We start from the raw sequence: 12,111 nt of genomic DNA on the forward strand, positions 1-12,111 counted from the left end.
CCCCTCTCCCCTTGAGGGAGAGCACGGTTTTCTGCGTTCAGCAGAAAACCGGGTGAGAGGTTCTCTCCGCGAGTCGGATGCTTGTGGAACCAACCCCTCATCCGCCCTTCGGGCACCTTCTCCCTCAAGGGGAAGGAAAGAACCCTACCCCACCAGCTCCACCCGAAACCCATATCGCGCACTCGCCCCCGGCCCCAGCACATCGCCATACGGCCGCTCCGCCAGCTCATCGCTCCCGCCCACCTGCGCCGCAGTCCCATGCCACGGCTCTAGGCACACGAACCCCGCCCCGGCCTTCGACCAGATCGCAAAATTCGGCAAATTCTCCCAGGTCAGCCGCACCGCCTTGCCGCCCGCTTCATAGCGCAACCCCGCCCCGGCCCCTTCGGGAAACAGCATCGCGTCGCCCGCGAACAGGTCATGGCTCAGCACCAGTTCCCCCGCCTCGAACGGCGATGGCAGCGCCTCCGGCTTCACCAGCCCGCCCGAAAGCCGCACCAGGTCCGGCGTCCCGCCATTGTCCAGCACCACGCGATGCTCCAGCCCGTCACAGGCAGGCAGCGGCCACACGAAGGCTGGATGAAAGCCGATCCCGAACGGCATCGGCCGATGATCGAGATTGCTCACCTCCGCCATGACGCTCACGCCGCGCCCCTCGACCCGATGCTCCAGCGCCAGCAGGAATTCGAACGGAAAGATCGAATGACTGGCCTGCCCCGACCGAAGCGCGAACCGGCAGAAATCGGCCCCGCTTGCCACCAGCTCGAATTCGCTGCGCCGGGCAAAACCATGCTGCCCCATCGGGTAGCGAAAGCCCTCGATCCGCACATGATCGTCCGGCGCCCGGCCCACGATCGGAAACAGCACCGGCGACCGCCCGCTCCAGAACGCCGCATCACCGTCCCACAACCAGTCCTGCCCATCGCTGGTCACAATCGACTGCATCTCCGATCCGAGAGGGGAGACTTCGACAGTCACATGCTCATTGCCGATGCGAATATTGGTCATGAAATGCTCCTGAATTGCCTCACCCTAACCCAAGAAGGGGGAAACAGCTTCGTATGTTGGCAACGTCGTGCCACATCCACCCGGCCTCACCCTCCCCCTTGTGGGAGGGAAGCGAGATAGGACTTAGCGTTTGCTAAGTCCGTAAATCGAGCAGGGTGGGGGTTTGCCTCCGCAAACACGATACCGCTCTTGCCCACAAACCACGGATACTTCAAGAACCTGCTCATGTCCCTGCCGCTCTTGCCCATCGACGACGCCCTGCCGGCCCTGCAAGCGGCGCTGGCCGCCGGCCCCTATGCCGTTCTCGTCGCCCCGCCCGGCGCCGGCAAGACCACCCGTGTTCCCCTCGCCCTCCTCGCCGCCCCCTGGCGCCAGGACCGCCGCATCGTCATGCTCGAACCGCGCCGCCTCGCCGCCCGCGCCGCCGCCGCCCAGATGGCGCGGCTATCGGGCGAAGAGGTCGGCCAGACCGTCGGCTATCGCGTCCGTATGGACACCAAGGTTTCTGCCCGAACCCGCATCGAGATCGTCACCGAAGGCGTCTTCACCCGCATGCTGCTCGACGATCCCGAACTGACCGGCATTGCCGCCGTGCTGTTCGACGAATTTCACGAACGCAGCCTCGACGGCGATCTCGGCCTCGCCCTCACCCTCGACGCCGCGGCGCTCCGCCCCGACCTCCGCGTCCTCGTCATGTCCGCCACATTGGACGGCGCCCGCGTGTCCCGCCTGCTGAACGACGCCCCGGTCATCGAAAGCCAGGGCCGCGCCTTCCCGGTCCAAACCATCCATCGCGAGCCCGATCCGCTCCAGCGCCTCGAAGACCAGGTCACATCAGCCGTTCTTGCCGCCTTGCGCGATCACGAAGGCTCCGCCCTCGTCTTCCTGCCCGGCCAGGGCGAAATCGTCCGGGTGGCCGAGCGCCTCGCCACCCGCCTCCCCGCCAATACCGATATCGCCCCACTCTATGGCCAGCTCACCCCGGCCGAACAGGATCGCGCCATCCGCCCCGCCGAACCGGGCCGCCGCAAGGTCGTCCTCGCCACCTCGATTGCCGAAACCTCGCTCACCATCGACGGCGTCCGCATCGTGGTCGATAGCGGCTTCCGCCGCGTTCCGGTCTATGAACCCAATACCGGCCTCACCACGCTGGCCACAAGCCGCGTCTCCCGCGCCGGGGCCGACCAACGCCGCGGCCGCGCCGGCCGCACCAGTCCCGGCGTCGCCATCCGCCTGTGGAACGAGGGGCAGACCTCGGCGCTCGAACCCTTCGACACCCCCGAAATCCTTGCCGCCGACCTCGCCGGCTTCGCGCTCGACCTGGCCAATTGGGGCGTCACCGATCCATCGACCCTGCTTTTCCTCGATCCCCCGCCGGCCCCTGCCTGGGCCGAAGCCGCCAGCCTGCTCAAATCCCTCGACGCGCTCGACCCCGCCGGCCGCATCACCGCCGAAGGCAAGGCCCTCGCCCGCCTGCCGCTGCATCCGCGCCTCGCCCACATGGTCGTCGCCGGCGCCGCCGAAGACGACGCCATCACCGCCGCGGAGCTCGCCGTCCTCATCTCCGAACGCGGCCTGGGCGGCGACGGCACCGACCTCGCCCACCGTCTCGACCGCTTCCGCACCGACCGTGGCAAGCGCGCCGAGGATGCCCGCAATCTTGCCCGGCGCTGGGCAGGTGCAAACAGCAGGCAAACCACGGGCAATCTCCCTGCAGGCTGGCACCTTGCCCATGCCTTTCCCGATCGTGTCGCCCAATCAACCGCCCGCGGCAAATTCCGCCTCGCCAACGGCCGCCAGGCCAGCCTCGACGAAACCGACGCCCTCGCATCCGCGCCCTTCCTCGTCGTCACCGACCTCACCGGCGCCGCCGCCACCAGTCATATCCGCGCCGCCGCCGCCCTCGACCGCGCCGATCTCGAAACGCTCTTTGGCCATCGCATCACCGAAACCACGACGCTGACCTTCGACCCCGCCTCAGCCAGCATCCGCGCCCGCCGCCAGCGCCAGTTCGGCGCCCTGCGCCTCGCCGACGATCCGGTCTCCGTCACCGACCTCGACCAGGCCGCCGCCCTCCTGGCCACAGCCGCCCTGCGCCGCCCGGAAACGCTGCCCTGGACCAAGGAGCAAAAGGCCCTGCGCGCCCGGGCCACCTATCTCCACGAAACCCTGGGTAAAGCCTGGCCCGACCTTTCCGACGCTGCCCTTGCTGCCGATCCGGCCTGGCTCGCGCCCCATATTCTGGGCCAAACCCGCCTCGCCGCCATCACCGCCGCCCATCTCGGCAATGCCCTCGACGTGGCTCTGCCCTGGTCCCAGCGCCAGGAAATCGACCGCCTGCTGCCCAGCCACTTCACCGCGCCATCCGGCAGCCACCTGCCCATCGATTACGCCGCCGAAAACGGCCCCGCGCTCGAAATCCGCGTGCAGGAACTCTTCGGCCTCGACCGCCACCCTGCTGTGGCCGGCGGCAAGGTTCCGCTGCTGCTCATCCTGCTTTCCCCGGCCCATCGTCCCATCCAGACCACCAGAGACCTCCCCGGCTTCTGGCGCGGTAGCTGGAAAGATGTCGCCAAGGACCTCAAGGGCCGCTATCCCCGCCACTTCTGGCCGGACGACCCGATCAATGCCGCCGCGACAGCACGAGCCAAGCCGAGGGGAACTTAGTCCTTCTCTTCCCCTCTCCCCTTGAGGGAGAGGGTGGTTTTCTGCGTCCAGCAGAAAACCGGGTGAGGGGTACTGCGCCCTCCCATGCTTCGATGTTGGCGGAAGCAACCCCGCATCCGCCCTTCGGGCACCTTCTCCCTCAAGGGGAGAAGGCCACCGCCTGACCCTCTCCGTCCCAACAAAAAGGCCCCGGATCGCTCCGGGGCCTTTCTCTACTCAGCAGGTGAAAAATTCAGCGCCACGCCATTGATGCAGTAGCGCAACCCCGTCGGCGGCGGGCCATCGGGGAACACATGCCCCAGATGGCTGCCGCAGGTGGCGCAATGCACCTCCGTCCGCACCATGCCGTGGCTCTTGTCGGTAGTCGTCTCCACCGAGCCCGGCAGCGGATCGTTGAAGCTCGGCCAGCCGGTGCCGCTTTCAAATTTCAGCGTCGACCGGAACAGCGGCGTATCGCAGCCGGCGCAGGAAAACGTGCCCTGCCGGTGCTCATGCAGCAGCGCACAGGAACCGGGCCGCTCGGTGCCGTGATTGCGCATCACCTCATATTGTTCCGGCGTGAGCCTGGCGCGCCACTCGGCATCGGTATGGGTCACCTTGAAGGCATGGCTGTCCATCGGTTACTCCTTTTGTCGCCCTGTCATTCGCATCGGATATAGGATTGGTTACGTCCCGCCCATACCGCGCGTTGCATCAATTCGTGCTGATCGTATGCCAAAGGCCCGCCATGTCCATTGTCAGCTCTCTCGAACAGCTCGAAGCGCTCTATACACCCGCCCCCGCCGCCGCCTCGACCACCAAGGTCGCCCATGCCATGACGCCGCACTATCGGCGCCTCATTGAAGCGAGCCCCTTCGCCGCCCTCGCCACGGTCGGCCCCGAGGGTATCGACTGCTCGCCGCGCGGCGACCAGCCCGGCTTCGTCCGCGTCCACGATGACCACACCCTGATGATGCCGGATCGCCGCGGCAATAACCGCATCGATTCCCTGCGCAACATCGTGCGCGACCCGCGCTGCGCCTTTCTGTTCCTGCTGCCCGGCAGCGGCACCACCTTCCGCGCCCACGGGCGCGCCCATCTCAGCGTCGATCCCGACCTGCTGGCGAGCTTCGCCGTCGAGGGCAAGGCGCCCCGCTCGGTCATCGTCATGAGAATCGACGAGCTCTATTTCCAGTGCGCCCGCGCCATCGTCCGCTCCGAACTCTGGAACCCGGCCCGCCACATTGACCCCAAATCTCTCCCCACACCCGGCGAAATCCTCGCCGCCATGACGGACAACCAGGTTGGCGGCGAAGCCTATGACCAAGCCTGGCCGGAACGCGCCCGGCAGACCATGTGGTAAGCCGCTGAAGCCGGTGGCGTCATCGGCCTGCCATGCTCTACCGTTACCAGCAGCACTGATCAGTCCATGGGCGGGGAACGATGCTGAAATTCGTGGTCATGAGCGACCTGCATGTCATGCCGCAAGGCGAGCTGTCGATGACGCTCGATACCGGGGCCCGGCTGGAACAGGCGGTCGATGCGGTGATTGCCCGCTATGGCGATGCCGATTTCTGCGTCCTGGCCGGTGATCTCGCCGATCTGGGCCAACCGGCCGCCTATCGGCGCCTCAAGGCCATCATCGCCCGCCTGCCCATCCCGGTGCATATCACCCTGGGCAATCACGACCACCGCCCGTCATTCCTCTCCGTCTTCGGCGACCATTTCGTCGCCGAGACCGGCAAGATCGACAAGATCATCGACATCAAGGGCTACCGCATCATCCTGCTCGACTCTTCCGAGCCTGGCCGCGTCGATGGCGTGCTGACCCAAGCCCAGATAGCCTGGCTCAAGGCCCGGCTGGCCGAGGCTGCCGACCGGCCCGTCATCGTCATCCTCCATCACAATGCCAATGCCCTTCATATCGAATCGGACAATATCGCCATCCTCGATCCGGAGGCCTTCATCCAGGCGCTCAAGACCCATCCCGATATCCGCCAGGTCATCGCCGGACATGTTCATCTGACCTCCACCGCCACCTGGCGCGGCCTGAGCTTCACCACCCTGTCGGGCAATCATTATTCCTGCAGCGTCGACCAGCCCCACATCCCCATGCGCCGCCTCGCCGGCCCCGGCCAGATGGCCTTCATCATCGCCGACGCCGACAGCACCACCGTCCTCTTCGACGACTACATCGACGGCAATGATGAGATTTTTCTCGAAGACTAACAAAGCCCGTTGGGGGCACCATTTGCCTTCGAGCCGGTCAAGGCGAGGCGAAAACGCCCGTTGCCGAGAACCGGCGCGCAGCGTGCGTTCGGCACGTGAGCACCGGAAGCGGAGGAAATGGGTGTTTGCAGGCCGGCATGGCCCGAAAGATGGGCAAATGGTGGGAGTAACAAGGATTGAACTTGTGACCCTTCGCGTGTGAAGCGAATGCTCTCCCGCTGAGCTATACTCCCGTCGCCATTGGCGAAAGTCTTTAGAGAGATGGTGGGCGTAACAAGGATCGAACTTGTGACCCCCTCGATGTCAACGAGGTGCTCTCCCGCTGAGCTATACGCCCATCTCTCCGGGATGGCCCGGCCGCAAGGCCGTTCCAGTGGCGCGGATAGACCATAAAAACCCCGAAGGGGTCAAGTGGGCAGATTGATTGAACTTCGGCGACCGAATGGAAACCAGATGGTTCACCACCCACGATGTCATCCCGGCGCAGGCCGGGATCCATCCCGAGATATCCCCGCCGCCGCAAGGTGGATCGCTGGACCGCCACATTCATTCACGCATCTCAGGATGGATCCCGGGTCAAGCCCGGGATGACACCGCGCAAGGTGAAGCGGTAGCGCTCACGCCGCCAGCAACCGCTCGACCTCGTTCACCAGATCCTTGAGATGAAACGGCTTGCTCAGCACCGAGGCATCCTTGGGCGCGTCGCTGTCGGGGTTCAGCGCCACCGCGGCAAAGCCGGTGATGAACATCACCTTGAGGTCGGGGTCGAGTTCGGTGGCGCGCCGCGCCAGCTCGATCCCGTCCATTTCCGGCATCACGATATCGCTGAGCAGCAGCGAGAACGGTTCCTCGCGCAGCCGTTCATAGGCCGAAAGCCCGTTGTCGAACGACACGACCTCGTAGCCCGCATTCTTGAGCGCACGCGTCAGGAACTGGCGCATGTCGTTATCGTCTTCCGCGAGCAGAATTCGCTTCATCGGGGTCTCCAGCCGGTTTGGCTCTGTCTGAGTCGGACTATAGCGAACGATGTTTAAGCGAAGTTTGCCTGCAGGGCAAAATCTCCTCTGCCCGTGATTTCCGTTTTCCAATCCTGCGGCAATCTGGACAAGCCGGGCGCAAAGCGCGACACTGACAGGCAAATCACTCTGCGCCGGCAAAGGCGCCCTTCGGGGAGGCATCGTGCGGTCCGACTATTGGGATCAGCCTGCATTCGAAACCATCCGGCCACGCCGGCTGGTCACACCTTTGGTGTTCAATTCCCCCCATTCGGGCCGCGTCTATCCCGAGCGCTTCCTCGCCATGACCCGGCTCGATCATCTGTCGATCCGCCAGTCCGAGGATGCCTGGGTCGATGAGCTCTTCGCCCGCGCGCCCCATCTGGGCGCCCCCATGCTGCGGGCGCATTTCCCCCGCGCCTATCTCGACGTCAACCGCGAGCCGTGGGAACTCGATCCCACCATGTTCGTCGAGCCCCTGTCCGAGCGCTTCAACACCACCTCGCCCCGTGTTGCCGCCGGGCTGGGCACGCTGGCCCGCGTCGTGGCCGAGAACAAGCCCATCTATCGTGACCGGCTGACGCTCGATGACGCCCGCATGCGTATCGACGGCATCTACCATCCCTATCACGCGGCCCTGCAGAAGCTGCTGAGCGAAGCCATTGCCGCCTTCGGCGTCGCCTTGCTGATCGATTGCCACTCCATGCCGCGCATCACCCGCTCCAATGACAAGGCCGCGCCCGATATCGTGCTGGGCGACCGCTATGGCACCACCTGCGCGCCCGGCCTGGTCGACCTGGCCGAAACCATTTTCGCCAGCGCCGGCCTCAAGGTCGCCCGCAACCGCCCCTATGCCGGCGGCTTTGCCACCCGCACCTATGGCCGCCCCCAGCATGGCGTGCATGCCTTGCAGATCGAAATCAGCCGCCACCTCTATATGAACGAGGTGACCCTGGCCAAAAATGCCGATTTCGACGCCATCCGCAGCCTGGTCGAACGCCTGATCTTCGCCCTGATCGGCCTGGACCTGGTGTCATTGGTCGGCAGCCAGCCGGTGATCGACAAGGAAGCGGCGGAGTAGCGTCGGGCTGCACGAAGTCACTCCCACCCACCGCGTCATTCCCACCCACCGAACCCGATGGCGTCGTGAACGGCCCTTCGAACCGAGACAGCGCCCCCGGACCCGCCCATGACCCTCGATCTCGCCAAAGTCGAAGCCACCCTCCTTGAGGCCGCCGAGGCCGCCGCCACGCGCACCCTGCCGCTGTTCCGCACCCCATTGGCCATCGACAACAAATACACCGTCGGCTTCGACCCGGTGACCGAGGCCGATCGCGGCGCCGAAACCGCCATTCGCGCCGTCATCGCCCGGCACTTCCCCGATCACGCCATTATCGGCGAGGAATGGGGCAGTTCCGGCGAGAGCCCCTATACCTGGATCATCGACCCCGTCGACGGCACCCGCGCCTTCATTTCCGGCGCGCCCGTCTGGGGCACGCTGATCGGCTTCGCCCATGATGGCGTCGCCATTGCGGGCATCATGAGCCAGCCCTTCATCGGAGAAACCTTCCTCGCCGTGCCCGGCCGCGCCACCTACCGCCACGGTGACATCACCACGCCCATCCGCAGCAGCGGCCAGACCGAGCTGGCGCCGTCCCGCGTCTTCACCACCACCCCCGCTCTGTTCGACACGCCCGAGCTGGCCAGCAAGTGGCATTCCGTCGAATCCGCCACCCGCCTGCAGCGCTTCGGCATGGATTGCTACGGCTACGCACTGCTCGCCGCCGGCCACGCCGACCTGGTCATCGAGCCGCGTCTCAATACCTATGACATCGCCGCCCTCGTCCCCATCATCCGCGAAGCCGGCGGCGCCATAGCCTGCTGGGACGGCAGCGAACCCACCGCCGGCGGCAATGTCATAGCCGCCGCAACACCCGAACTGTTGGAAAAAGCACTGGCGCTGGTGAATGCGAGCTAGCGCCACAAGTCTCTCAGTCGGGCTCCCTCCCCCTTGCGGGGAGGGTAGCGAAGCTAGGCCCAACGGGCTGTAGCGGAGCTGGGTGGGGGTGCGTAGGCCACGATATCCCGGCTCTCACCCCCACCCTTGATCCCTCCCCGCAAGGGAAGGGTGGACGACTGCACGATCGCCTACTCGCTCTGTTCCGTAATAAACGCATCGAACGCCGCAAACACCTGCCCGCGGATCGTGTCGCTTTCCATGAACAACTCATGCCGCGCCCCGGCGATCACCACGTGCCGTCCGGTGCGCAGGCGCAGACCCAACTGCTCGATAGCCGGCGCCGAAACCACCTCGTCCCGCGCCGCCGCCAGCATCAGCAGCGGCACCCGGATGCGGGCGGGAAAACTGTCCCGCCCCGCCTCGGCCATGGCACCAAAGGCCGACGCCGCCCAGCGCACGGTCGGCACCCCGATTCCCAGCTCCGGCCGCGCCTTGATGACATCGACCGCCCGCATATAGCGGATCATGTCGCCGGTCAGCGGGTTATTGGCAAAAGTCGCCTCCGACATAGGCTTGTCCGCCTTGCGTCCGACAGGCACCTGCCCCAGCCCCAAAAAGCTGAGTGCCTCGCATATGCGCGCCATGCCGGCCATGCTGAGCGGCTGCTTGTCCAGCGCCAGCATCGGCGCCGACAGGAATATCCGGTCGAACATCATCCGGTCATTGATGCCCGCAAACAGCGAAGCCAGCCCGCCCATGGAGTGGCCCACCAGGTAATAGGGCGGCGGGCAGTCCGGCAGCAGGATTTCGCCGTGGAAGCTGCGCAGGTCGGTCCAGTAATCCTCGAATCTGTCGACATAGCCGAGCGCGCCATTGCCGATCAGCCGGTCCGACCCACCCTGCCCGCGCCAGTCGAACGTGGCGACGGCAAAGCCGCGCCGCCGGAAATCGGCGATGGTCTCGAAATATTTCTCGATGAATTCGGTGCGCCCCTGCACGAGGCAGATCGTCCCCCGATGCGCCCCATCCGATTTGGGCCAGGTCGCATAGCGCAGTTGCACATTGTCCGACGTCCTGAAAAAGCCCGCCCGTCCACCCTCGGGCATGGGATTGGATGGGATATTGACGAGATCAGGTCCATGCGGATCGACAACGGCGTTCATGGCGGCCCTTTGTGAGGTAGGCACTATTTCTGTATCGAGATTCGCGGGCCCGCCGAGTCGAAAATGGCTGGCTCTGAGAACCGGAGCGCAGCGTACATGAGTACGTGTGCACCGGAAGCGCAAGAGCCAGCCATTTGCAGGTCGGCGGCTGCGAAGATCGATGCAGAAAAGGAAAACCGGCATCTCTGTTGGAGATACCGGCTTCCTGTTGCGGCCCATGCGGGGGGCGGGTGATGGACCGCGTTGGGTTCGTGCAGGGGTTTCCCTCAGCACATGCCCCGTTCTAGCGCCGCCACCCTGAACTCGACCGGACTCATCCGTTCATATTCGGTTCATTTTCTCGCCCACCGCGGCACCCCTTGAACCCGAAAAAACCTGCCCCCATATTTCGATCGTTCGCCGGCATTACCGGGAACCCCGACCTCGGAAACTCATCGCTCGCCTAACGCAGGGAGCGCTGAACGAGACCACCGGGACATCCACGTTGCTCACAGGAGAATGTGACCATGCAGACCATCGATTTTTCCCCCTTCTATCGCTCCACCGTCGGCTTTGACCGCGTCTTCAACCGTCTCGATACCCTGGTCGGGCAGGAAACCAAGACCTACCCTCCCTACAATATCGAGCGCACCGGTGATGACGCCTATCGCATCTCGATCGCCGTCGCCGGCTTTGCCAATGGCGACATTGCCATCGAGACCAAGGAAAACAGCCTGGTCGTCAAGGGCGCCAAGCCGGCCGAGACTGCCGACAAGGCCCGTGAATTCCTCCATCGCGGCATTGCCGAGCGCGCCTTCGAGCTGCGCTTCCAGCTTGCCGACTATGTCGAGGTGAACGGCGCCAGCCTGGAAAACGGCCTGCTGCACCTGCAACTGAAGCGCGAACTGCCCGAAAGCAAGAAGCCGCGCTCCATCCAGATCAATGCCGGCACCCAGCCGACCATCGAGGATAAGTCGGTTAACTAAGCCCGACACCTCCCGGTGACGATAAAGGCGCAGTCCGCAAGGGCTGCGCCTTTTTATTTGTCCGGATACCCCCTCCCAGCAAACAGCCCACTCACATCCCCATCGCGGAACCTCCACCGCCCCAGCAAGTTGAGTCCCCAAACCACCAGCGTCCAAGGGACTCCATCCATGAAAACACCCGCCATCGCCCTCAAGGCCAATGCCAAATCCGCCGTCATCGACATCCTGAACGCCCGCCTCGCCGATGCCATCGATCTGGCCCTCATCACCAAGCAGGCGCATTGGAACCTCAAGGGGCCCAATTTCATCGCCGTCCATGAAATGCTCGATCCCATGCGCGCCGCCATCGATACCCATGTCGATATCATCGCCGAGCGCATCGCCCAGCTCGACGGCATCGCCCTGGGCACCAGCCAGATCGTCGCCAAGGCCACTGCATTGGCGCCCTATCCCACCGATATCCGCAAGGTATCCGATCATCTCTCCGCCCTGGCCGATCGCTACGCCACCCTGGCCAACCAGGTCCGCGAGGATATCGACGCCACCGACGAAGCCGGCGATGCCGATGCCGCCGACATCCTCACCGCCTTCTCGCGCGAACTCGACAAGGACCTCTGGTTCATCAAGTCCCATCTCGAATAGGAAATCGGCAGCTTTCCCATCCCGGCCCGACATATCTTGGGCCGGGATGCTCGATTTTCGCCGCGTCACGCCGCAAATCCTACTGTTTCCTATCAGAAAGTTGGAAATTTCCTACTTTCTGTGACGGAAGCATGGCAAATCCGCTTGCCCCCAGTTTTGAATTATGCAAATGTGCAGGCGTTAGGGCAGTACACCTGTCCTATCTGACGCATTGCCCCGCTCTCCGCGGCAAGCATGCACGCTGGTCCGGCTGGCCCGCTTTAGATGAGCGGAAACGGATAGGCGGGGTTGAAGATGGTCGGAAGTATTTCGCTTCAGGCCGAGCCGAAAGGCAGGGTTGCGAGGTCTGGAGCGAAGCGTACATTAAGTACGTGAGCACCGGAAGCTGAGCGAACCCGAACTTGTAGGCCGGCATCAGGCGAGAGACGAAGACCAGCCCGAATTGAGTGGCCATTTGGATGCAGCGCCACTCCCCACGCATGGACACGTTTGCTCTTTCGAGT

Annotated in this window: 11 protein-coding genes and 2 tRNA genes; 7 read left to right on the forward strand and 6 right to left on the reverse strand. The window is 64.6% G+C overall.

The window, feature by feature from the left end; genetic code table 11:
- Window positions 1-144: 144 nt before the first annotated feature.
- Window positions 145-1,008, reverse strand: coding sequence for an aldose 1-epimerase family protein (locus ASD04_RS13425; protein WP_056257817.1), 864 nt, complete (start codon window positions 1,006-1,008; stop codon window positions 145-147).
- 225 nt (window positions 1,009-1,233) lie between these two features.
- Here ASD04_RS13425 and hrpB point away from each other — a divergent pair, with 225 nt between their 5' ends.
- Complete coding sequence (hrpB, locus tag ASD04_RS13430; protein ID WP_056257821.1) at window positions 1,234-3,675, forward strand: ATP-dependent helicase HrpB; 2,442 nt, start codon at window positions 1,234-1,236, stop codon at window positions 3,673-3,675.
- 212 nt (window positions 3,676-3,887) lie between these two features.
- On the opposite strand, the gene msrB is transcribed toward hrpB, so the two are convergent.
- Entirely contained in the window at window positions 3,888-4,292 is a 405-nt protein-coding gene (msrB, locus tag ASD04_RS13435; protein WP_056257822.1) for a peptide-methionine (R)-S-oxide reductase MsrB, read from the reverse strand.
- 110 nt (window positions 4,293-4,402) lie between these two features.
- On the opposite strand from msrB, the gene ASD04_RS13440 reads away from it, so the two are divergent.
- Both ASD04_RS13440 and ASD04_RS13445 read left to right on the forward strand, forming a co-directional pair.
- Complete coding sequence (locus tag ASD04_RS13440; protein WP_056258453.1) at window positions 4,403-5,017, forward strand: pyridoxamine 5'-phosphate oxidase family protein; 615 nt, start codon at window positions 4,403-4,405, stop codon at window positions 5,015-5,017.
- A gap of 80 nt (window positions 5,018-5,097) precedes the next feature.
- Window positions 5,098-5,883 (forward strand): metallophosphoesterase, encoded by a 786-nt coding sequence (locus ASD04_RS13445; RefSeq protein ID WP_056257828.1) that lies wholly within the window; start codon window positions 5,098-5,100, stop codon window positions 5,881-5,883.
- 158 nt (window positions 5,884-6,041) lie between these two features.
- Here ASD04_RS13445 and ASD04_RS13450 read toward each other — a convergent pair.
- The 3 genes from ASD04_RS13450 to ASD04_RS13460 all read right to left on the reverse strand — a co-directional run bounded on the left by ASD04_RS13450 (window position 6,042) and on the right by ASD04_RS13460 (window position 6,860).
- Window positions 6,042-6,116: transfer RNA gene (locus ASD04_RS13450), tRNA-Val, on the reverse strand.
- 29 nt (window positions 6,117-6,145) lie between these two features.
- Window positions 6,146-6,220 (reverse strand) — tRNA-Val (locus ASD04_RS13455).
- 280 nt (window positions 6,221-6,500) lie between these two features.
- Window positions 6,501-6,860: a response regulator gene (locus ASD04_RS13460; RefSeq protein ID WP_046105558.1), complete on the reverse strand. Its 360-nt coding sequence runs from the start codon at window positions 6,858-6,860 to the stop codon at window positions 6,501-6,503.
- A 202-nt stretch (window positions 6,861-7,062) separates the two neighbouring features.
- Between ASD04_RS13460 and ASD04_RS13465 the strand changes: the two genes are divergently transcribed.
- Together ASD04_RS13465 and hisN are read left to right on the forward strand one after the other, a co-directional pair.
- Window positions 7,063-7,959: an N-formylglutamate amidohydrolase gene (locus tag ASD04_RS13465; protein WP_244488317.1), complete on the forward strand. Its 897-nt coding sequence runs from the start codon at window positions 7,063-7,065 to the stop codon at window positions 7,957-7,959.
- A gap of 108 nt (window positions 7,960-8,067) precedes the next feature.
- Complete coding sequence (hisN, locus tag ASD04_RS13470; protein ID WP_056257833.1) at window positions 8,068-8,856, forward strand: histidinol-phosphatase; 789 nt, start codon at window positions 8,068-8,070, stop codon at window positions 8,854-8,856.
- A 170-nt stretch (window positions 8,857-9,026) separates the two neighbouring features.
- Here hisN and ASD04_RS13475 read toward each other — a convergent pair whose 3' ends face one another.
- On the reverse strand, window positions 9,027-10,001 hold the full coding sequence (locus ASD04_RS13475) for an alpha/beta hydrolase (RefSeq protein WP_056257837.1): 975 nt from the start codon (window positions 9,999-10,001) through the stop codon (window positions 9,027-9,029).
- 506 nt (window positions 10,002-10,507) lie between these two features.
- Here ASD04_RS13475 and ASD04_RS13480 point away from each other — a divergent pair.
- Both ASD04_RS13480 and dps read left to right on the forward strand, forming a co-directional pair.
- Window positions 10,508-10,966 carry an Hsp20 family protein gene (locus tag ASD04_RS13480; RefSeq protein WP_056257840.1) on the forward strand — a complete coding sequence of 153 codons (459 nt, stop codon included), beginning with the start codon at window positions 10,508-10,510 and terminating at the stop codon, window positions 10,964-10,966.
- Between the two features lie 168 nt (window positions 10,967-11,134).
- A complete protein-coding gene (gene dps, locus ASD04_RS13485) occupies window positions 11,135-11,608 on the forward strand; it encodes a DNA starvation/stationary phase protection protein Dps (protein ID WP_056257843.1) in 474 nt (157 codons plus the stop codon).
- Window positions 11,609-12,111 lie beyond the last annotated feature (503 nt).

This window comes from Devosia sp. Root436 (assembly GCF_001426345.1).
Classification (GTDB): domain Bacteria; phylum Pseudomonadota; class Alphaproteobacteria; order Rhizobiales; family Devosiaceae; genus Devosia.

Bases quoted from the DNA above. Each gene is read 5' to 3' on its own strand.
- ASD04_RS13475 (WP_056257837.1), bottom strand. From the start codon at position 10,001: ATGAACGCCGTTGTCGATCCGCATGGACCTGATCTCGTCAATATCCCA.
- msrB (WP_056257822.1), bottom strand. From the start codon at position 4,292: ATGGACAGCCATGCCTTCAAGGTGACCCATACCGATGCCGAGTGGCGC.
- hrpB (WP_056257821.1), top strand. From the start codon at position 1,234: ATGTCCCTGCCGCTCTTGCCCATCGACGACGCCCTGCCGGCCCTGCAA.
- ASD04_RS13440 (WP_056258453.1), top strand. From the start codon at position 4,403: ATGTCCATTGTCAGCTCTCTCGAACAGCTCGAAGCGCTCTATACACCC.
- dps (WP_056257843.1), top strand. From the start codon at position 11,135: ATGAAAACACCCGCCATCGCCCTCAAGGCCAATGCCAAATCCGCCGTC.
- ASD04_RS13460 (WP_046105558.1), bottom strand. From the start codon at position 6,860: ATGAAGCGAATTCTGCTCGCGGAAGACGATAACGACATGCGCCAGTTC.
- ASD04_RS13480 (WP_056257840.1), top strand. From the start codon at position 10,508: ATGCAGACCATCGATTTTTCCCCCTTCTATCGCTCCACCGTCGGCTTT.
- ASD04_RS13425 (WP_056257817.1), bottom strand. From the start codon at position 1,008: ATGACCAATATTCGCATCGGCAATGAGCATGTGACTGTCGAAGTCTCC.
- hisN (WP_056257833.1), top strand. From the start codon at position 8,068: ATGACCCTCGATCTCGCCAAAGTCGAAGCCACCCTCCTTGAGGCCGCC.
- ASD04_RS13445 (WP_056257828.1), top strand. From the start codon at position 5,098: ATGCTGAAATTCGTGGTCATGAGCGACCTGCATGTCATGCCGCAAGGC.